Below are 20,512 nucleotides of genomic sequence, written 5' to 3' on the forward strand. Positions count from 1 at the left end.
GCGGCGCAGCCGCGTGGGGGTCCACCGAAGGAGCGGCCATGCCGGCGGCGCGCGCGCGGGGCGCCGCTTCGGGCCAGGCCGGTTCGGACCAGGAGGGGTCGGCTGGGCCGCGGGCGGCGACCGGTCCGGGCCCGCGCGGCTCCGGATCGACCGAGGGAGGGGCAACCACCGGAGCGGCTGGAGAGGGATCGGGTCGCTCTGCCGGGGACACCGCGTCGGCCTCATCCGGCGGCGTCCATTCCGCCTCGATGCCGGCGATCAGCACCTCCAGCCGGCGCCGGTGCTCGGCGATCTGCTGGGCATCGGCGATGCCCTGGCGCTCGAGGCTGCGGTCGAGCGCGCCGCGGGCCGAATCATAGATCCGTCGCCGCGCCTGCGCGCCGGGAATCCCCGCCTTCTCCAGTGCCCCGCGAATAGCCGCTTCCATGCCGGTCAAATGTCTGTCTCCATGCCCGCGCGGTCGGGCCCACGCCAACGGGCCAATCTCGCGCTCCGGCGGTCGGGCGCCGCCGGCCGCGGGTCGCCGCGGTTTTCATCTGCGTATCCGCTAACCCGGCAAAACTCAAGCACACAGCGCAGGCAGGCCCCAGGGCGGAGGCCGCCGGCGGCGCAGGACGCAGCCTTTTCAGCGCCGGCCGGCTCTGCTATGGGGATTGACGTTTGCGTAAACGTCATCCGAGACCTGCGAGGCCCCATGACCCTTCCCGCCATCCTCAAGGACAATTTCCGGCTTCCCGTGGTGGCCGCGCCCCTGTTCATCATCTCGCATCCGCCGCTGGTCCTGGCCCAGTGCAAGGCGGGCGTGATGGGCTCGTTCCCGGCGCTCAACGCACGGCCCGAGGCGCAGCTCGACGAATGGCTGGCGGAGATCACCGAAGGCCTCGCCGACCACAACGCCAAGAACCCGGACCGCCCGGCCGCCCCCTTCGCCGTCAACCAGATCGTCCACCGCTCCAACACGCGGCTCGAGCACGATCTCACCATGTGCGTCAAATACAAGGTGCCGGTGGTGATCTCCTCGCTCGGCGCGGTGCCCGAGGTCAATGCGGCGATCCATTCCTATGGCGGCATCGTGCTGCACGACATCATCAACAACCGCCACGCCCATTCGGCCATCAACAAGGGCGCCGACGGGCTGATCGCGGTCGCCGCCGGCGCCGGCGGCCATGCCGGCCCGCTCTCGCCCTTTGCGCTCATCCAGGAAATCCGCGAATGGTTCGACGGCCCGCTGCTCCTGTCCGGCTCGATCTCCACCGGCGGCGCGGTGCTGGCGGCCGAGGCGATGGGCGCCGATATGGCCTATATCGGCTCGCCCTTCATCGCCACCAATGAAGCCCGCGCGGTCGACGCCTACAAGCAGATGATCGTCGATTCGACCGCCAAGGACATCGTCTATTCGAACTATTTCACCGGCATTCCCGGCAATTACCTCAAGCCCTCGATCGCCGCCTCCGGCCTCGACCCCGACAATCTGCCCGAAGCCGATCCGTCGAAGATGAACTTCGACGGCGCCACCTCGGGCGCCAAGGCCTGGAAAGACATCTGGGGCTGCGGCCAGGGCATCGGCGCGGTCAAGAAGATCGGCCCGGTCTCCGATCTCGTCGATCGGCTGGAGAGCGAATACAAGGCGGCGCGGGCGCGTCTGGCGCTGTAGACCCAAAAAAACCGGGCGCGCGCGCATGGTCGCTTGAAATCGGCCGGCAATCAGGCTAATTGCCAGCATCCCGTGCGTGCGGCCTGGCTTTGAGCCCCCGCGCGAAACGGTACGCCGCTTTAGCTCAGGTGGTAGAGCACATCATTCGTAATGATGGGGTCGCAGGTTCGAGTCCTGCAAGCGGCACCACTTTTCCCTTCGAGAATTCCGGTTGAACCGGTGATCTGCGCCTCCGGGCGTGGGCCCGGTCGCGCCAATGCAGCCGTCGCCCAAACAGATCGGGGCCCGAAGGCCCCGATCCGTGTCGTGTTGTCGCGTGCGAACGGGGCAGGCCTACTGCCAGCTCTTGACCAGTTCGTCGTAGTTGACGGTCATCGGCTGCTCTTTCTCGTTCTCGATCTTGAGCTGCGGGGCGAGGTTGCCCTTGGCGACGGCGTCGGCGTTCCAGTATTCCAGATCGTGCTCTTCGGCCAGCTTCGGGCCGATGTCGCCCTGCACGCCGGCGCGTTCGAGCCGCTCGAGAACCTTTTCCTGCTCCTCGCAGAGCGAGTCCATGGCTTCCTGGGCGGTCTTGGCGCCCGAGGAGGCGTCGCCGATTGCCTGCCACCAGAGCTGCGCCAGCTTCGGATAGTCAGGCACGTTGGTGCCGGTCGGCGACCACTGGACGCGAGCCGGCGAGCGGTAGAACTCGATCAGGCCGCCGAGCTGGGGAGCCCGCTCGGTGAACGAATCGTGCTGGATCGAGCTTTCGCGGATCAGCGTCAGGCCGACATGGCTCTTCTTCACGTCCACGGTCTTCGAGGTGACGAACTGCGCGTAGAGCCAGGCGGCCTTGGCGCGGTCGTCGGGCGTCGACTTGAGCAGCGTCCAGGATCCCACGTCCTGGTAGCCGAGCTTCATGCCGTCCTTCCAGTAGACGCCGTGCGGGCTCGGGGCGAAGCGCCATTTCGGCGTCCCGTCCTCGTTCATCACCGGCAGGCCGGGCTTGACCATGTCGGCGGTGAACGCGGTGTACATGAACATCTGCTGGGCGATCTCGCCCTGCGCCGGCACCGGGCCGGATTCGCCGAAGGTCATGCCCTGGGCCGCGGCCGGGGCATAGGCGTTGAGCCAGTCGAGATATTTCTGGATAGAATAGACGGCGGCGGGGCCGTTGGTGTCGCCGCCGCGGGCCACGCAGGAGCCGACCGGACGCGAGTTCTCGTCGACCTTGATGCCCCATTCGTCGACCGGAAGGCCGTTGGGCAGGCCCTTGTCGCCATTGCCGGCCATCGACAGCCAGGCGTCGGTGAAGCGCCAGCCCAGCGACGGATCCTTCTTGCCGTAGTCCATGTGGCCATAGACCTTCTTGCCGTCGATCTCGCGGCCGGTGAAGAACTCGGCGATATCCTCGTAGGCCGACCAGTTCACCGGCACGCCAAGATCGTAGCCGTATTTGGCCTTGAAATCGGCCTTGTTGGTCTCGTCGTTGAACCAGTCGTACCGGAACCAGTAGAGATTGGCGAACTGCTGGTCGGGAAGCTGGTAGAGCTTGCCGTCGGGCGCGGTGGTGAATTTCAGGCCGATGAAGTCCTCGAGGTCGAGGCCCGGATTGGTGACGTCCTTGCCTTCATTGGCCATCCAGTCGGTCAGCGAGCGCGCCTGCTGGTAGCGCCAGTGGGTGCCGATCAGGTCGGAATCGTTGACATAGGCGTCATAGATGTTCTCGCCCGACTGCATCTGCGTCTGCAGCTTCTCGACCACGTCGCCTTCGCCGATCAGGTCGTGGGTGATCTTGATGCCGGTGATCGCGGTGAACGCCGGCGCCAGCACCTTGGATTCGTATTCATGCGTGGTGATGGTTTCCGATACCACCTTGATGTCCATGCCGGCGAACGGCTTGGCGGCGTCGACGAACCATTGCATTTCGGCCTCCTGGGCCGCCCGGTCGAGCACCGACATGTCGCCGATTTCGGCGTCGAGGAAGCTCTTGGCCTCGTCCATGCCGGCATGCGCGGCGCCCGCGCTGAAGACAAGCGCCAGTGCCGCCGTTGAGAGCAGTAGATGTTTCCGCATTGCAGTTTCCTCCCGACTTGCGAAAACGGTCGCGGCGGTATTGCCGCGGCCGGTAGTCAAGCCCTAGACGAAGCGGAACACGCCGATGGCGTAGACCACGGACAGGGCAAGAGCCCACCACAGGTTCGGACCGACAAGTCCGAGCCAGGCGAGATGGATGAACGCCGAACCGAGCAGCGAGACGAACAGACGGTCGCCGCGCGTGGTTTCAAAGCGCAGGATGCCGACCCGCGGCGAACCGCCGGGCGAAAAATACTCCCAGACCCCCATGCCGACGAGCAGCAGGAAGATGACGAGGAAGAAGATGGCGGTCGGGCCGGTCCAGGCCATCCAGGAAAGATCCATCACGCGCCTCCTCAGACCCGGCCCAGGGCAAAGCCCTTGGCGATGTAGTTGCGGACGAACCAGATGACCAGCGCGCCGGGGATGATGGTCAGCACGCCGGCGGCCGCCAGCACGCCCCAGTCGAGCCCCGACGCCGAGACCGTGCGGGTCATGGTGGCGGCGATCGGCTTGGCGTCGGTCACCGTCAGCGTGCGGGCGATCAAGAGCTCGACCCAGGAGAACATGAAGCAGAAGAACGCCGCCACGCCGATGCCGCTCGCGATCAGCGGCATGAAGATCTTGACGAAGAATTTGGGGAACGAGTAGCCGTCGATATAGGCGGTCTCGTCGATCTCCTTGGGTACGCCGGACATGAAGCCCTCGAGGATCCACACCGCCAGCGGAACGTTGAACAGGCAGTGGGCGATGGCGACCGCAATATGGGTGTCGATCAGCCCGAAGGCGGAATAGAGCTGGAAGAACGGCAGCGCGAACACCGCCGGCGGCGCCATGCGGTTGGTCAGCAGCCAGAAGAACAGGTGCTTGTCGCCCAGGAACCGGTAGCGCGAGAAGGCATAGGCCGCGGGCAGCGCTACGGCCACCGAGATCACCATGTTCATCACCACATAGATGATCGAATTGAGGTAGCCGTTGTACCAGGCCGGGTCGGTGAAGATGACCCGGTAATTGGCGATCGTCGGGTCGCGCGGCCACAGCGAGAAGGCGCCGAGGATCTCGGTGTTGGTCTTGAAGCTCATGTTGATGAGCCAGTAGATCGGCAGCATCAAGAGGATGATGTAGACCAGCGGTACCAGGAAGGAGAAGCGCGCGACCGCGTTGGAGCGGCGCGTGCGCCGCGCCATGGCCGCGGTGGCGCCTTCGGTGGTGAGCCCTGCGGCGGAGGGGGTGTCGGACTGGCTCATGGTTCCTCCTCAGCCCTTGGCGTCGTTGGTGATCATCACGGTGTAGAACACCCATGACAGCAGCAGGATGATGAGGAAGTAGATCAGGCTCATCGCCGCCGCCGGCCCGAGGTCGAACTGACCGATGGCGGTCTTGACGAGGTCGATCGACAGGAAGGTGGTGGCGTTGCCGGGTCCGCCGCCGGTGACGACGAAGGGCTCGGTGTAGATCATGAAGGAGTCCATGAAGCGCAGCAGCACGGCGATCAGCAGCACCCGGTTCATCTTCGGAAGCTGGATGTAGCGGAACACCGAGAACCGCGAGGCGCCGTCGATCTTGGCCGCCTGGTAATAGGCGTCGGGGATCGACACCAGACCGGCATAGCACAAAAGCACCACCAGGCTGGTCCAGTGCCAGACATCCATGACGAGGACCGTCACCCAGGCGTCGAAGGGGTCGTTGACGTAATTGTAGTCGACGCCGAGCCCGTTGAGCGTGTAGCCGAGCAGGCCGATGTCGACGCGGCCGAACACCTGCCAGATGGTGCCGACCACGTTCCACGGAATGAGCAGCGGCAGCGACATGAACACCAGGCAGAACGGCACGCCGATCCCCCGGCGCGGCATGTTGAGCGCGATGAAGATGCCGAGCGGCACCTCGATCAGCAGGATGATCCCGGAGAAGGCGAGGTTGCGCAACAGCGCGTCGTGAAAGCGCGACGAGGACAGCACGTCGGAAAACCAGGCGGTGCCGGCCCAGAAGAACTGGTTGTTGCCGAAAGTGTCCTGCACCGAATAATTGACCACCGTCATCAGCGGGATCACGGCCGAGAACGCCACCAGCAGCAGCATCGGCAGCACCATGAACCAGGCCTTGTTGTTCCAGCTCTTGTCCATTCTAGCCTCCCAGCTTCACGCGCCAGTCGTCGGCGTAGATGTTGATTCCGGCGGGATCGAAGGTGACATGCGGATCGGCGGGCACTGAGGAATCCTCGGCGAGCACGATCGCCAGCTCATGGCCCTCGATCACGGCGCGGACGATCTTGTGGCGGCCGATGTCCTCCACCGCGCGGATGCTGACCGGCATGCCCGCGGTTCCGAGCTGGATGAATTCGGGGCGGATGCCGAGCTCGGTGCGCTTGCCCTCCGTTGCGCCGGCCGCGCCCGGCAGCGCGATCGACTGCGCGCCCAGCCGCGCCCGCGCGCCGTCGAGGGCGACCGGCAGCACGTTCATGCCGGGCGAGCCGATGAAATAGCCGACGAAGGTGTGGCTCGGGCGTTCGAACAGCTCCTGCGGCGTGCCGATCTGGACGATCTCGCCGCCATACATCACCACCACCTTGTCGGCGAATGTCAGCGCCTCGGTCTGGTCGTGGGTGACATAGACCATGGTGTGGCCGAAGCGGCGGTGCAGGAGCTTGAGCTGCGAGCGCAACTGCCATTTCATGTGCGGATCGATCACCGTCAGCGGCTCGTCGAACAGGATGGCGTTGACATCGGCGCGCACCAGGCCGCGGCCGAGCGAGATCTTCTGCTTGAGATCGGCGGTCAGCCCGCGCGCCTTGCGGTGGGCGATTGCGCCGAGATCGATCATCTCCAGCACCTCGGCCACGCGGGCCTTGACATCGGCCTCCGCCATGCCGCGGTTCCTCAGCGGAAAGGCCAGATTGTCGGCCACCGTCATGGTGTCGTAGACGACGGGGAACTGGAACACCTGGGCGATGTTGCGCTCTTCCGGCTGCAGCCCGGTGACGTCGCGGCCATCGAACAGGATGCGGCCTTCGGACGGCGTGAGCAGGCCCGAAATGATGTTGAGCAGCGTGGTCTTGCCGCAGCCCGAGGGCCCGAGCAGCGCGTAGGCGCCGCCGTCCTCCCAGGAGTGATGCACCTCGCGCAGCGCGTAATCCTCGTCGCGGGACGGGTTGGGCAGGTAGGCGTGGCGGATGTGGTCGAGGTCAATGCGGGCCATGGCTGCTCCTCACGCTCCCGTGGTCCGGGCGCGGACCGTGCGCCCGTCGCGGTCGAACACCAGCAGATGCTGCGTGTCGAGATGGACCTCCAGCGCCTCGTCGGCGTCGATGTCGTGGATGCCCATGGTCAGCATCACCCACCGCTGATCCTCGTGGATGAGGTGGACATAGCTTTCCGAGCCGGTGATCTCGGTCACCATCACCCGGGCCGGGATCGGCGTCGTGCCCGGCGCCGGGCGGAGCGAGAGATTGTGCGGGCGAAAGCCCAGCGTGCAGGGGCCGTCGGCCAGCTCCGTCAGGCCCGCGGGCACGGCGATGTCGCGCATGCCTGGCTTGACGAAAAGGCCCTGCCGCTTCTCCATCGGCAGGAGGTTCATCGGCGGATCGGAGAAGGTCTGCGCCGTGACGAGGTCGACCGGCTCGCGGAAGACGTCGATGGTGGAGCCGAACTGGGTGACGCGGCCCTGGCTCAGCGTCGCCGTCCTGCCGCCCAGCAGCAGCGCCTCGGAGGGTTCGGTCGTGGCGTAAACGAAGATGGCGCCCGACTCCGAGAAGATCTTCGGCAGTTCGGCGCGCAGCTCCTCGCGCAGCTTGTAGTCGAGATTGGCCAGCGGCTCGTCGAGCAGCACCAGCCCGGCCTTCTTGACGATGGCGCGCGCCAGCGCCGTGCGCTGCTGCTGGCCGCCCGACAGGTTGAGCGGCGTGCGCTGCAGGTAGGGCCCGAGCCGGAGCAGCTCCGCGGCGCGGGCGACCTCCCGCTCGATCGTCGCTGTGTCGGCGCCGGCGATCCTGAGCGGCGAAGCGATGTTCTCGTACACCGTCATCGCCGGATAATTGATGAACTGCTGGTAGACCATGGCGACGTTGCGTTTCTGCACGGCCTCGCCGGTCACGTCTCGGCCGTCGCTCAGGACCCGTCCGCGAGTCGGGCGGTCGAGGCCCGCCATGATCCGCATCAGGCTGGTCTTGCCCGACAATGTCGGGCCCAGAAGCACGTTCAGCGACCCGCTTTCCAACCGCAGCGAAACATCACTGATGTGTGCTTCTCCGTTGGAAACCTTGGAGACAGTGTCCAGTTCCAGCATGTAGAAGAAGCCCTCCCAAGCCTCGCCTCCAGATTGCGGATCCGTCGCACCGGCCAGCCGTCGCGCGAACCCGCCGCAGGTAAGTCTATCACCTGCGTCCCCGATTTCGTTAAGAATTAAAAGGAACCTTAATTGAATGTCAAACGAATATAAACGAAACTCTAATATAGGGATCGCTTGGCGGATTTCCCTGCGCCCGGAAGTTGCGGCGCGGGGGAGGGGCGCGCAGCCGGCTTCGGCCCGGGAGGCCCGCTTCACGGCCGGACGGCCGCGGCCAGGAGGGCCGAGGTTGAAGCCATTGGGGCTCGATCCGGGTGGGACGATGGTCCCGCGGATGTTTTGTCGCGGAGAGGAGGAAAGGGCTCGCGGGATCCGGGAAGCGCTGATAGGCATGGCCGCGTGAAACCCGGAGACGATCCGCCATGACCCTTTTCATTCTTGCAGGTGGCCTGATCGGTGCTGCGGGCGTCGGCCTGTCCGCCTATGGCGCCCATGCAGGCGGCGACACCGTCGCCACCGCCGCGCAATTCCTGTTGTTCCATGCGCCGCTGTTCGTGGCCTTGGGCCTTCATGCAAACCCCAACCGGCTGCGCAGCGCGGGTGGCGGCATTCTGGGCCTGGGTCTCGCGCTGTTTTGCGGCGACCTGCTGCTCAGGCATTTTGCCGGCACGCGGCTGTTTCCGATGGCGGCGCCTGCCGGCGGCATCGCCATGATGCTCGGCTGGCTGGTGATCGCAGCCTCGGCATTCGGCGCGAGGTCCCGCTGAGAAGGTCAGCCTAGGGCGAGCCTTTGGGGCGGCAAGCACCGGGGTGCCAAGGTGCGCGGCAACCCGCCTTCGGGCTTCATCGCCGCCCAGAAACTCAAAGAGGCCCGGATCTCTCGACCCCGACCTCCATGGGTCTCTGACCTTGCGGCGCGCGGCGCCTGTCTTCAGCCCAGCACTTCCTTGACGGCCTCCGCCATGGCCGAGACCACGGTGTCGGCTTCCTCGCGGCTGAGGCACAGCGGCGGGGCGAAGCCGATGATGTCGCCCTGCGGCATGGCGCGGGCGATGACGCTGCGCTTGAGCAGGGCGGCGGCAATCGCCGGGCCGGTCTTTTTCGCCGGGTCGAAATACACCCGGTTGTCCCGGTCCTCGACCAGTTCGACGGCGCAGAGCATGCCTTCGCCGCGCACGTCGCCCACATGGGTGTGGCCGCCCACGGCGTCCTTCATGGACTTGTTGAGATAGGCGCCAATCTCGCCGGCATTCTTGACGAGGCCCAGGTCGTCAATGACCTTGAGATTGGCGACGCCGGCGGCGGCGCCGATTGGGTGGGCGGAATAGGTCCAGCCATGGCCGATCGCGCCATATTCGTCGGTGCCCTGTTCCAGAACCTTCCAGACATTCTTCGAGATGATCGATCCCGACAGCGGCGCATAGGCCGAGGTCAGGCCCTTGGCGATGGTGATGATGTCGGGTTCGATGCCGTAATGGGTCGAGCCCATCATGGTGCCGAGACGCCCGAAGCCGGTCACCACCTCGTCGGCGACCAGAAGGATGTCGTGCTTCTTGAGCACCTTCTGGATCGCCGCCCAGTAGCCCGCGGGCGGCGGCACGATGCCGCCGGTGCCCAGCACCGGCTCGCCGATGAAGGCGGCGATGGTATGGGCGCCCTCGCGCTCGATCATGGCTTCGAGCTCGCTCACGCAATGGTCGACGAATTGCGCTTCCGACTGCGCGAGATCAGCGCGGCGGTAGTAATAGGGCGCCTCGGTGTGCAGCACCTGGCTGAGCGGCAGGTCGAACTTCTTGTGGAACAGCTCGAGGCCGGTGAGCGAGCCGGTCATCAGGCCCGAGCCGTGATAGCCGCGCCAGCGCGAGATGATCTTCTTCTTCTCCGGCCGTCCCAGAATGTTGTTGTAGTACCAGATCAGCTTGACATTGGTCTCGTTGGCGTCCGAGCCCGAGAGGCCGAAATAGACCCGGCTCATGTTCTCCGGAGCCCGGTCGATGACCATCTTGGCGAGCGTCACCGAGGCTTCGGTGCCGTGGCCGACATAGGAGTGGTAATAGGCGAGCTCCTTCGCCTGGGCGGCGATGGCTTCCGCCACTTCCTGGCGGCCATAGCCGATATTGACGCAGTAGAGCCCGGCGAAGGCGTCAAGCAGGCGATTGCCCTCGCGGTCGGTGATGTGGACGCCGTCGCCGCCGGTGACGATGCGGTTCTTGATCTCGCCGCGGGCAAACTGGGCGAGATGGGTCGAGGGATGGAAAAAGTGATCGTGATCCCATTGGTCTAGCTGATCATTGCGCAACATTGGTCTGTCCTTTTTGAAAATTCGTCATGCCCAGTCGCGGCATACATATTTGACTTCGGTGAAGGCTTCCATGCCGAGGCGGGAGCCTTCGCGTTCGAGGCCCGATTGCTTCATGCCGCCGAAGGGGATCGGCGCGCCGGTGACCTTGGTGCGGTTGACCGCCACCATGCCAAACTGCAGCGCCCGGCTGGCGCGGTAGATGCGGCGCGGGTCCTGGGTGTGCAGATAGGCCACCAGCCCGTACTCGGTGTCGTTGGCGCGTGTCAGCGCTTCCTCTTCCGTGTCGAAGGCGGCGATCGCCGCCACCGGCCCGAAGGTCTCCTCATGCATGATCGCCGCATCGGCGGGCACGTCGGCGAGCGCGGTGGGCTCGAAGAACAGCGGGCCGGCCGCGTGCCGCTTGCCGCCGGTCAAGAGCCGTGCGCCCTTGGCGAGCGCGTCGCGCACATGTTCCTCCTGCTTGGCCACCGCCTTCTCGTTCATCAGCGGGCCGATGTCGGGGTCGTCCATGCCGACCCCGACCGACAGCTTCGCCGTGGCCTGGGTGAAGGCGGCGCAGAAGGCGTCATAGACGGAGCGCTCGACCAGGAACCGGTTGGCGCCGAGGCAGTCCTGTCCGGAGGTGGCGAACTTGGCCTTGACCGCCTCTTCGACGGCCTGGTCGAGATCGGCGTCGGCGAAGAGGATGAACGGCGCGTGGCCGCCCAGTTCCAGCACCAGCCGTTTCACCGTGTCGGCGCTCTGGCGATAGAGCAACCGACCGATCTCGGTGGAGCCGGTGAAGGAGACGGCGCGCACGCGCCGGTCTTCCATCCACGGCGCGACCACGGTCGCGGCCACGCCGGTGACGACGTTGAAGGCGCCCGCCGGAAATCCGGCGCGCTCGGCGAGTTCGGCCAACGCCAGCGCCGAATAGGGTGTCTCGGCGGAAGGGTGGGCGACGACGGTGCAGCCGGCGGCGAGCGCCGCGGCGGCCTTGCGGGTGAGCATGGCGGAGGGAAAGTTCCACGGCGTGATCAGGGCTGCGACGCCCACCGGCTCGCGCCAGACCTCGACCTCGGCGTCGGGCAGATGCGAGGTGACGCTCTCGATGTTGGGCCGCCGGGCCTCCTCGGCGAAGAACTCGATGAAGGAGGCGGCGTAGTCGATCTCGCCGCGCGCTTCGGAGACCGGCTTGCCCTGTTCCAGCACCATGATCCGCGCCAGGTCGTCCGCGTGCTCGAGCATCAGCTCGAACCAGCGCCTGAGGATCTTCGAGCGCTGCTGCGGCAGAAGCTTCGACCAGACGCCGAATGCCTGCTGCGCGGCATCGACGGCGAGCCGGCTGTCGTCCGCCGACAGGCTGGCGACATCGCCCAGATGGCTGCCGTCGGCCGGATTGGAGACGGCGAAGGTCTTCGATTTCGCGCCGGCCGTCCAGCGGCCGCCGATATAGGAGAATCCGCGAAACAGCGCCGGATCGGAAAGACCGAGCGGCGTCGCGGCGAAGCGGGAGGTCCCGGAGGAGCCTGGGGAGGGATTGATTGACTGTGCCATGCCCGATGCTAACCGACGGGAGGCAGAGGAATCCTCTGATGCGCCGCCGCCCCGGAGAGAGTTCCTCCGAATTTCTGGCGCCAGGGCGTCAGTCCGTCTCCGGATCCAGCCCCATCAGGATGTCGAAGGGCGGCGTCGCCGACTGTTTGACCGGCTTGGTGACGATATAGGTGAAATAGCGTGCGAGCCCGGCCCGGCGCGCCAGCAGGTCGTCGATCAGCCGCTGGTAGCTGTCGATGTCGCGGGTGACGATCTGCATGAGGTAGTCGAAGCCGCCGCCCAGCGCCCAGCAGGACAGGATCTCGTCGTAATGGGCGACCGCCTGCTCGAAGGCCTGGAAGGTCGCCGCCCGGTGGTTGTCGAGTTCCGCCATGACGAACACCGTCACCTGCGGGGCGATATGCCTGAGTTCGATCGAGGCCTGGTAGCCGGAGATGATGCCGGCCTTCTCCAGCCGGCTCAGCCGTTCCCAGCAGGGCGTGGCGCTCAGATTGACCCGCTTGGCGAGCTCGGATTTGGAGATCCGGCCCTCCCGCGACAGGATTGCCAGAATCTTGATATCGCGGTCGTCGAGCTTGATCGGGGCCATGCCGGCGACTTTTGAGCCAGCACGGGGGGGTTGTCAATTTCCCGGTTTGGGGTCATCAATAAATCATGACAATCTGGCCTCCCAAATCAGAAGACCTTCTCCGCCCCGCCTATAAATCCCTCGCCGACGCGCTGGTCCGGGCCGTCGAAGCGGGGGAGTTGCGCAGCGGCGACCGGCTGCCGACCCATCGCAATCTGGCGACCGACCTGGGGCTCAGCGTGCAGACGGTGAGCCGGGCCTATGAGGAGCTGATCCGGCGCGGCGTCATCGCCGGCGAGGTCGGGCGCGGCACCTTCGTGCGCGGCGGCCGCAGCGACACGCGGCCGCCCTATGTGCCCGACAGCCAGAACGAGGAGTTCATCGACTTCTCGATCCTGATGCCGGTGTTCGAGCCGCTGCACCTGAAGGAAATGCGGCGCGCGCTGACGCGGCTCGGCGCCGATCTGCCGGCCTCCACCGTGTCCGCCTTCCGGCCCTCCACCGCCTTGCGCAAATACAACGGCGCGGCAGTGAAATGGCTGGCGCTGTGCGGCCTGGTTCCCGGCACGCAGGGCCTGCTGATGACCAACGGCAACACCTCGGCGATGACCATCGCGCTGATGACGGCGGCGAGTTCCGGCGACCTGATCGTGACCGAGGAACTGGGGCACCACACGCTCAAGGCGCTGTCGCGCTATCTGGGCCTGCGGGTGCAGGGGCTCGAGGTCGACGCCGAGGGCATCGTGCCGGCGGCCTTCGCTGCCGCCTGCCGGAAGGCGTCGGTCAAGGCGATCTACCTGATGCCGGCGGGGCTCAACCCGAAAGCCCTGACGATGTCGGCGGAACGGCGCTCGGAACTGGTCGAGATCGCCCGGCGGCGCGAGGTGCTGATCATCGAGAACGACGCCTGGGGGCCGCTGCAGCCCGACAGGCCGGCGCCGATCGCGGCGATCGCGCCCGAGCGCACCTTCTATTTCACCAGCCTCACCAAATGCATCATGCCGGGCTTGCGCTTCGGCTACCTGACCATGCCGCTGGCCTTCGAATCGGCGGCCGCCAACCGGCACCTGGTCACCAACTGGATGGCCACGCCGCTGATGGCCGAGATCGGCAGCCGCTGGATCGAGGACGGCACGGCGGAGCGCCTGCTGGACTGGCAGAAGGCGGCGCTCGGCGAGCGCAACCGGCTCGCCGCCCGGGTCCTGGCCGGCCTGCCGTTCCTGGCGAGCGCGAACGGCATGCATGTCTGGCTGCCGATGCCGGGGTCCTGGACCGAGGAGGCCTTCGTCGCCCATGCAAGGCTCAACGGCGTGGCGATCGCCCCGGGCTCGGCCTTCGACATGTCCCAGACCGTGCGCAGCCAGGGCGTCCGCATCTGCCTGGGCGCCGAGTCCGTCCAGGCGCTGGAACGCGGCCTGACCATCATCGCGCGGCTCGCGCGCAGCAATCCCGAACCCGCCCTGCTGACCCTGTAGCCGCAGGCTCACTCCCGGTCATCCGCAAGCGCAGTCTCCGCCCGGGGGATATCGCCGCGCTGCCCCGCGCGACGGCGATCCTGTCCGTCCCTGAAAAGTGTCATGATTTAAATAAGCGCATTGACTCTTGATTGTCCTTGTTTCAATTTGAGTAAATCATAACAATAAAACAGGGGAAGGAACAAAAGTCACATCAAGGACGTTGGAAAGGCGCCGGCGGCAGAAACTGTGCCGGATGCATTGCGATGTGAGGGGCGGCCGCGCCTGAGCGGCCCGCGTCATTTTCCGCCGGCCGTCCGGCCGGACACCGAACACTTCAGACAAATAAAAACGAGAGGAACCAGATATGAAATCCATTACCCGCACGTTTTTCGCAGGCGCCGCCACCGCGGCGCTCCTGGCTGCCGGCACGATGGCCGCGCAGGCAGAGAGTTGGAAATACGCTTTTGAGGAATCGCTGACCGAGGTCCAGGGCGTCTACGCCACCAAGTTCAAGGAGGCCGTCGAGGCCAATTCCGACCACACGATCCAGCTCTTCCCCTATGGCACGCTCGGCGAATCGGCCGACATCATGGAGCAGGCCCAGGCCGGCATCCTGCAGTTCGTCGACCAGTCGCCCGGCTTCACCGGCGCGCTGATCCCGGAAGCCCAGGTCTTCTTCGTGCCCTATCTGCTGCCCACCGACCAGGAGCACCTCGCCCGCTTCTTCAAGGAGAGCAAGGCCATCAACGAGGATTTCGAGGGTCTCTACGCCGAGCAGGGCCTCGAGCTTCTGGTGATGTTCCCCGAAGGCGAGGTGGCGATGACCACCAAGGAGCCGGTCCGGAGCTGCGAGGATCTCAACGAGGTCAAGTTCCGCGTCATGACCAACCCGCTGCTGGTGGAATCCTACAAGGCCTTCGGCGCGACGCCGACGCCGCTGCCCTGGGGCGAGGTCTATGGCGGCCTGCAGACCAACATCATCCAGGGCCAGGAGAACCCGACCTTCTTCCTGTACTCGACCGGGCTCTACGAGGTGACCGACTACATCACCTACACCGGCCACAACAACTTCACGACCGCCGTGATGGCAAACAAGGACTTCTATGACGGCCTGTCCGACGCCGACAAGAAGGTGGTCGAGGACGCCGCGGCTTCCGCCTTCGACTACATCGTCGAATACCAGAAGGGCCTGGCCGACAGCGAGCTCAAGAAGATCATGGAAGCCAAGCCGGAAATGACCGTGACGGTGCTTTCGGAAGAAGAGCGCTCCTGCTTCAAGGAGGCTGCCGCCGACGTCGAGAAGACCTTCATCGAGATGACCGGCGACAGCGGCAAGGCCATTCTCGAACAGTTGAAGGCTGACCTCGAAGCCACCAAGAACTGATCCTGCCCTGCTTCGCAGGTCTTGAGACCGCCGGAGGCCATGGATCCATGGCCTCCGGTTCCCTCAGCCAACAGCCGGGAGGCGATCTTGGACGAGCCAAAGGCCAGTAATCCGCATGAATCGTCGCTTCCGGGACTGCTGGGGACGATCGACACCGCCGTGAGCCGGGTGGAATCGGTGCTGCTCGCCGCCGGCGTGCTGCTGATGGCGCTCAACACCATCGCCAATGTCGTCGGGCGGTTCGTGTTCCAGAACAGCCTGTTCTTTTCCGAGGAGCTCAACCGCATCCTCATCATCCTGATCACGTTCGCCGGCATCAGCTATGCCGCCCGCCAGGGCCGGCACATCCGCATGTCGGCGATCTACGACGCGATGCCGCCGCCCGCGCGCAAGGCCTTCATGGTGGTGATCGCCGCCGTGACCGCGCTGGCGATGTTCGGGCTGTGCTATTTCTCGATCGGCTACATCACCAAGGTGGCGACCTCGGGCCGCGTGCTGCCCTCGCTGCAGGTGCCTGTCTACTGGATCTTCCTGTGGGTGCCGATCGGCTTCTTCATGACCGGCCTTCAATACGCGCTCACCGCCATCAAGAACCTGGTCGAAAAGGACATCTACCTGTCGACGCGCGTTCTCGAGGGATACGACAACGACGAACTCGAGATCTGAGGGGCGACGACCATGGCGCTGACCATTTTCCTCATCATGATCGTTTTGCTGCTGCTCGGCTTCCCGATGATGATTCCGTTGCTTGTCGCCACCTTTGTCGGCTTTGTCTTCATGTTCGGCGACATCGGCAAGATGGACTTCATGGTCCAGCAGATGATGGCGGGTATCCGCCCGGCGTCGCTGATCGCGGTGCCGATGTTCATCCTCGCCGCCGACATCATGACCCGCGGCCAGTCGGCCGACCGGCTGATCGACATGGTGATGAAGTTCGTGGGCCACATCAAGGGCGGGCTCGCCGTCTCCACCGTGACGGCCTGCACCCTGTTCGGCGCGGTGTCCGGATCGACCCAGGCCACGGTGGTCGCCGTCGGCTCGCCGCTGAGGCCGCGGATGCTGAAGGCGGGCTACAAGGACTCCTTCATCATGGCGCTGATCATCAACGCCTCGGACATCGCCTTCCTGATCCCGCCCTCGATCGGCATGATCATCTACGGCGTGATTTCCAGCACCTCGATTTCGGAACTGTTCATTGCCGGCATCGGTCCCGGACTGCTGCTGATGGTGCTGTTTTCGGCCTACAGCATGATCTACGCCTCGGTCATGGGCGTGCCCACCGAACCCAAGGCAAGCTGGGCCGAGCGCGGCCAAGCCGTCAGGCAGGCGATCTGGCCGCTCGGCTTTCCGGTGATCATCGTCGGCGGCATCTATGGCGGCGTGTTCAGCCCGACCGAAGCCGCCGCGGCCTGCGTGCTCTACGCGATCATCCTGGAGTTCCTCGTCTTCCGCTCCCTCAACCTTCCCGATATCTACCGCATCGCCAAGTCGACCGGGCTGATCACCGCCGTGGTGTTCATTCTCGTCGCCGCGGGCGCGGCCTTTTCCTGGGTCATCTCCTTTGCCCAGATCCCCCAGGAAATCCTCGCCGCCGTCGGCGTCGCCGACATGGGGCCCAAGGGCGTGCTGGCGGTGATTTCGATCGCCTTCTTCATCGGCTGCATGTTCGTCGATCCGATCGTGGTCATCCTGATCCTGGTGCCGATCTTCGCGCCGGTGGTGGATTCGGTCGGGCTCGACCCGGTGCTGGTCGGCACCGTCATCACGCTGCAGGTGGCGATCGGCTCGGCGACGCCGCCCTTCGGCTGCGACATCTTCACGGCGATCGCCATCTTCAAGCGGCCCTATATCGAGGTCATCCGCGGCATCTTCCCGTTCACGGTGATCCTGCTGTGCGTCTCGGTCGCCCTCATCTACTTCCCGCAGATCGCCCTGTTCCTGCGCGATCTGGCGTTCCGGTAACGGAGGATAACCATGTTTGAACGAATCCTGGTCGCGGTCGACGGCTCCGAGGGCTCCAAGAAGGCGCTGATCCTGGCGTCCAGGCTGCAGCAGACCTGCGACGGCGAACTGCTGATCCTGACGGTGTTCCGGCACCATTCGCTGCTCGAGGCCTCGATGTCGATGGTGCGCCGGGACGAGCCGGACAACATCGACGACGCCATGCGCGGCTACGCCAAGGAAGTGGCCGAGGAGGCCAAGAAGATCGCGGCAGAGACCGGCGCTGCCAAGGTGCGCGCCTTCGTCAAGGGCGGCCAGCCGGCCCGCATGATCGTCAAGTTCGCCGAGGAGCACAAGGCGGACCTGATCGTCGTCGGCAGCCGCGGCCAGGGCGACGTGCAGGGCTTCCTGCTCGGCAGCGTCTCGCACAAGGTCACGAGCCTCGCCAAGATCCCGGTGATGGTCGTCTGACGGGATCGACAGGGCCGGATTGAAGAGAACCTCGAACACCAGGGAGTCGTCGCATGAACACAGACATGGTCTCGCTATCGGGGCAGCCGGTCCGCTTCAATGACAGGAGCGCCACCGCGCGGTTCGGGCTGATTGCGCTCGCCACCGACATGACCAGCGAGCGCGACCTTTACCGGCAGCTTCCCGAGGCCAATGTCGCCATCCATGTCACCCGCGTGGCCTTCGAGAACCCGACGACGCCGGACAATCTGCGCCTGATGACGCCGCGGCTGAGCGAGGCGGCAGGCCTGCTCGCGCCGCTCAGCCCGCTCAAGGCGATCTGCTACAGTTGCACCGCGGCCTCCGTGGTCATCGGCGACGCCGCGGTCACCGATGCGATCCAGCTCTCCGTCGGCCCGGTGCCGGTGGTCACGCCGGCCGGCGCCGCGCGCAGGGCGTTTTCGGCGCTGGGCGCGCGACGGATCGCGGTGCTGACGCCCTACACCATCGCCACCAGCCAGCCGATGGCCGAGTATTTCCTGGGCCACGGCCTGGAGATCACGAGCTTCGACTGCCTCGGCCTCGAGGATGACCGCGACATGGCGCGGGTCAGCGACGCGACCATCATCGACGCGGCGCTCGCGGTCGACAGGCCCGACGCCGAGGCGCTGTTCCTCTCCTGCACCGGCCTGCCGGCGATCAATGTCATCGCCGAGATCGAGCGGCGCGCCGGCAAGCCGGTGGTCACCTCCAACCAGGCCAGCGCCTGGGCGATGGCGCGGCTGGCCGGTTTTGATGATCACCGGCCCGCAGCCTTCGGGCGGTTGTTCGACTGCGCGCTGCCCGCCGAGACGGTCGGGGAGGCGGCATGAGCAGGACGGATCCCTTCGTCGGGCTTGACGAGATCGAGCAGGCGCGGGCCGCGATCGCCGGCACCGTGAGGGTGACGCCGGTTGCGGAGTCGCCGCAGCTCTCGGAGATGCTCGGCCAGCCGGTGCATCTCAAGCTCGAGCACACCCAGGTGACCGGCAGCTTCAAGCTGCGCGGCGCGAGCAATGCGGTGGCGAACCTGTCCGGGGAAGAATGCAGCCGCGGCGTCGTCGCCGCCTCGACCGGCAATCACGGCCGAGGCCTCGCCTATGCCGCCAGGGCCGCGGGCGCGCGGTGCATCATCTGCATGTCGAAGCTGGTGCCCCAGGCCAAGATCGACGGCATCCGGGCGCAGGGCGCCGAGGTGCGCATCATCGGCCGGTCCCAGGACGAGGCGCAGGAGGAGGTCGACCGGCTGGTGTCCGAGGAAGGACTGACCATGATCCCGCCCTTCGACCACCGCGCCGTCATCGCCGGCCAGGGCACGCTCGGCCTCGAACTCCTCGAGCAGGTTCCCGATGTGGCGACCGTTTTGGTGCCGCTATCGGGCGGCGGGCTGATCTCCGGCGTCGCCGCCGCGCTCAAGGCGCGCCGCCCCGACATAAGGGTGATCGGCGTCTCGATGGAGCGCGGGGCGGCGATGCATGAGTGTCTCAAGGCCGGCAGGCCGGTTCCTGTCGAAGAACTGGCGACGCTGGCGGATTCGCTCGGCGGCGGTATCGGGCTCAACAACAGGCTCACCTTCGCCATGACCCGCGACCTGGTCGACGAGGTGGTGCTGGTGAGCGAGGCGGAGATCGCCCAGGCCATCCGCCACCTCTACTGGCAGGAGCGCCAGATCGTCGAGGGATCAGGCGCGGTCGGCGTCGCCGCCCTGCTTGCGGGCCGGATCACGAGCGCCGGTCCGGTCGTCTCCGTCCTCAGCGGCGGCAACATCGACATGACCCAGCACTTCCGCATCATCTCCGGCGAAGACGTCGACGTGACGAAAGAGGCGGCCTGACATGGCGAAGATCAGGATTCTGACAGAAGCAGATCTGCGCCGCGCGGTGGCGCTCGATCTCGACGCGATCGCCTGCGTCGAGGACGCCTTCGCGGCGCTCGCCACCGGCGATGTGGTGATGCCGCCGATTCTGTCGATGGCGATCAAGCCGTTCAACGGCGAGGTCGACGTCAAGACCGCCTTCGTCCCCGGCATCGACAGTTTCGCCATCAAGATCTCGCCGGGCTTCTTCGACAATCCGAAGCTGGGCCTGCCCAGCACCTCGGGGCTGATGGTGCTGTTCTCGGCCAGGACCGGGATGCTCGAGGCGCTGCTGCTCGACAATGGCTACCTCACCGATGTGCGCACGGCGGCCGCCGGCGCGGTGGCCGCCCGCCATCTCGCCCGCGCAGATGCGTCGAGCGCCTGCATCCTGGGCGCGGGCTGCCAGGCCCGGCTGCAGCTCAAGGCGTTGAGCCTGGTGCGTCCGCTCGAGCGCGCCACCATCTGGGCGCGCGACGCCGACAAGGCCGCGGCCGCCGCCACCGAGATGACCGGCGACCTCGGCATCGAGGTGCGCGTGGCAGACGATCTGGCGGCAGCCGTGACTGAAGCCGACATCATCGTCACCACCACGCCCGCGACCAGCCCGGTGCTGCGTGCCGAGTGGCTGAGGCCCGGTCAGCACATCACCGCCATGGGATCGGACCAGGAGCACAAGAACGAGATCGACCCGGCCTGCGTCGCGCGCGCCGATCCCTATGTCCCCGACAGGCTGTCGCAGACGAGGCTGCTCGGCGAACTGCGGGCGGCGATCGCCAGCGGCGCGGTTTCGGCCGAAACCCGCTTCGCCGAGCTCGGCGACATCGTCGCCGGCAAGGCCAACGGCCGCATCTCCGACGAGGCCATCACGTTAGCCGACCTGACCGGCACCGGCGTCCAGGACACCGCAATCGCGACCTTCGCGCTCGGCCGCGCCTTCATGCTCGGCGCCGGCGCCGACTTCGCCAACTGATCCCATACCCAGAAAGG

19 protein-coding genes, 1 tRNA gene and 1 pseudogene are annotated in these 20,512 nt (G+C 66.1%); 11 read left to right on the forward strand and 10 right to left on the reverse strand.

The genetic code is table 11. The features are described from left to right. Positions 1–436, reverse strand: a pseudogene (locus LL06_RS04340) (hypothetical protein); the annotation flags it as partial. Positions 437–694: 258 nt separating this feature from the next. On the opposite strand from LL06_RS04340, the gene LL06_RS04345 reads away from it, so the two are divergent. Next, entirely contained in the window at positions 695–1,654 is a 960-nt protein-coding gene (locus tag LL06_RS04345) for a nitronate monooxygenase family protein (protein WP_035522739.1), read from the forward strand. Positions 1,655–1,767: 113 nt separating this feature from the next. Continuing rightward, a tRNA-Thr gene (locus LL06_RS04350) sits at positions 1,768–1,843 on the forward strand. 144 nt (positions 1,844–1,987) lie between these two features. Here LL06_RS04350 and LL06_RS04355 read toward each other — a convergent pair. The 6 genes from LL06_RS04355 to LL06_RS04380 form a co-directional block, all read right to left on the reverse strand. Beyond that, entirely contained in the window at positions 1,988–3,709 is a 1,722-nt protein-coding gene (locus LL06_RS04355; protein ID WP_035522741.1) for an ABC transporter substrate-binding protein, read from the reverse strand. A gap of 63 nt (positions 3,710–3,772) precedes the next feature. Next, positions 3,773–4,054: a DUF2160 domain-containing protein gene (locus tag LL06_RS04360; protein ID WP_035522743.1), complete on the reverse strand. Its 282-nt coding sequence runs from the start codon at positions 4,052–4,054 to the stop codon at positions 3,773–3,775. 11 nt (positions 4,055–4,065) lie between these two features. After that, positions 4,066–4,896: a carbohydrate ABC transporter permease gene (locus LL06_RS04365; protein WP_035522886.1), complete on the reverse strand. Its 831-nt coding sequence runs from the start codon at positions 4,894–4,896 to the stop codon at positions 4,066–4,068. Between the two features lie 69 nt (positions 4,897–4,965). After that, positions 4,966–5,832 (reverse strand): sugar ABC transporter permease, encoded by an 867-nt coding sequence (locus tag LL06_RS04370; protein WP_035522746.1) that lies wholly within the window; start codon positions 5,830–5,832, stop codon positions 4,966–4,968. Position 5,833: 1 nt separating this feature from the next. Then, entirely contained in the window at positions 5,834–6,904 is a 1,071-nt protein-coding gene (locus tag LL06_RS04375) for an ABC transporter ATP-binding protein (protein ID WP_035522749.1), read from the reverse strand. Positions 6,905–6,913: 9 nt separating this feature from the next. Beyond that, on the reverse strand, positions 6,914–7,990 hold the full coding sequence (locus LL06_RS04380) for an ABC transporter ATP-binding protein (protein ID WP_035522752.1): 1,077 nt from the start codon (positions 7,988–7,990) through the stop codon (positions 6,914–6,916). A 422-nt stretch (positions 7,991–8,412) separates the two neighbouring features. Here LL06_RS04380 and LL06_RS04385 point away from each other — a divergent pair, with 422 nt between their 5' ends. Next, positions 8,413–8,757 carry a DUF423 domain-containing protein gene (locus LL06_RS04385; RefSeq protein ID WP_035522755.1) on the forward strand — a complete coding sequence of 115 codons (345 nt, stop codon included), beginning with the start codon at positions 8,413–8,415 and terminating at the stop codon, positions 8,755–8,757. A 164-nt stretch (positions 8,758–8,921) separates the two neighbouring features. Here the strand turns inward: LL06_RS04385 and LL06_RS04390 are convergent, their stop codons facing one another. The 3 genes from LL06_RS04390 to LL06_RS04400 all read right to left on the reverse strand — a co-directional run bounded on the left by LL06_RS04390 (position 8,922) and on the right by LL06_RS04400 (position 12,417). Then, positions 8,922–10,292: an aspartate aminotransferase family protein gene (locus LL06_RS04390; protein WP_035522758.1), complete on the reverse strand. Its 1,371-nt coding sequence runs from the start codon at positions 10,290–10,292 to the stop codon at positions 8,922–8,924. Positions 10,293–10,316: 24 nt separating this feature from the next. Continuing rightward, positions 10,317–11,828 carry an NAD-dependent succinate-semialdehyde dehydrogenase gene (locus LL06_RS04395; RefSeq protein ID WP_081963650.1) on the reverse strand — a complete coding sequence of 504 codons (1,512 nt, stop codon included), beginning with the start codon at positions 11,826–11,828 and terminating at the stop codon, positions 10,317–10,319. Between the two features lie 88 nt (positions 11,829–11,916). Beyond that, positions 11,917–12,417, reverse strand: a complete 501-nt coding sequence (locus tag LL06_RS04400; RefSeq protein ID WP_035522761.1) for an Lrp/AsnC family transcriptional regulator — start codon at positions 12,415–12,417, stop codon at positions 11,917–11,919. Between the two features lie 65 nt (positions 12,418–12,482). On the opposite strand from LL06_RS04400, the gene LL06_RS04405 reads away from it, so the two are divergent. From LL06_RS04405 to eutC, 8 genes are all read left to right on the forward strand, one after another. Beyond that, positions 12,483–13,871 carry a PLP-dependent aminotransferase family protein gene (locus tag LL06_RS04405; RefSeq protein WP_035522764.1) on the forward strand — a complete coding sequence of 463 codons (1,389 nt, stop codon included), beginning with the start codon at positions 12,483–12,485 and terminating at the stop codon, positions 13,869–13,871. A gap of 346 nt (positions 13,872–14,217) precedes the next feature. After that, a complete protein-coding gene (gene dctP, locus LL06_RS04410) occupies positions 14,218–15,237 on the forward strand; it encodes a TRAP transporter substrate-binding protein DctP (RefSeq protein WP_035522767.1) in 1,020 nt (339 codons plus the stop codon). Positions 15,238–15,324: 87 nt separating this feature from the next. Then, positions 15,325–15,903: a TRAP transporter small permease gene (locus tag LL06_RS04415; RefSeq protein ID WP_244447049.1), complete on the forward strand. Its 579-nt coding sequence runs from the start codon at positions 15,325–15,327 to the stop codon at positions 15,901–15,903. A gap of 12 nt (positions 15,904–15,915) precedes the next feature. After that, a complete protein-coding gene (locus LL06_RS04420) occupies positions 15,916–17,199 on the forward strand; it encodes a TRAP transporter large permease (protein WP_035522770.1) in 1,284 nt (427 codons plus the stop codon). 12 nt (positions 17,200–17,211) lie between these two features. Next, positions 17,212–17,649: a universal stress protein gene (locus LL06_RS04425; protein WP_035522772.1), complete on the forward strand. Its 438-nt coding sequence runs from the start codon at positions 17,212–17,214 to the stop codon at positions 17,647–17,649. A gap of 53 nt (positions 17,650–17,702) precedes the next feature. After that, on the forward strand, positions 17,703–18,500 hold the full coding sequence (locus LL06_RS04430; RefSeq protein WP_052161206.1) for an aspartate/glutamate racemase family protein: 798 nt from the start codon (positions 17,703–17,705) through the stop codon (positions 18,498–18,500). Continuing rightward, positions 18,497–19,501, forward strand: a complete 1,005-nt coding sequence (gene eutB / locus LL06_RS04435; RefSeq protein WP_035522775.1) for a hydroxyectoine utilization dehydratase EutB — start codon at positions 18,497–18,499, stop codon at positions 19,499–19,501. The genes LL06_RS04430 and eutB overlap by 4 nt, the downstream gene beginning before the upstream one ends. 1 nt (position 19,502) lies before the next feature. After that, the gene (eutC, locus tag LL06_RS04440) at positions 19,503–20,495 is read left to right on the forward strand and encodes an ectoine utilization protein EutC (RefSeq protein WP_035522778.1); all 993 of its coding nucleotides are present in this window, start codon (positions 19,503–19,505) and stop codon (positions 20,493–20,495) included. The last annotated feature ends 17 nt before the right edge of the window (positions 20,496–20,512 follow it).

Origin of the sequence: Hoeflea sp. BAL378, assembly GCF_000759435.1 — a bacterium.
In the GTDB taxonomy this organism is placed as follows: Bacteria; Pseudomonadota; Alphaproteobacteria; order Rhizobiales; family Rhizobiaceae; genus Hoeflea.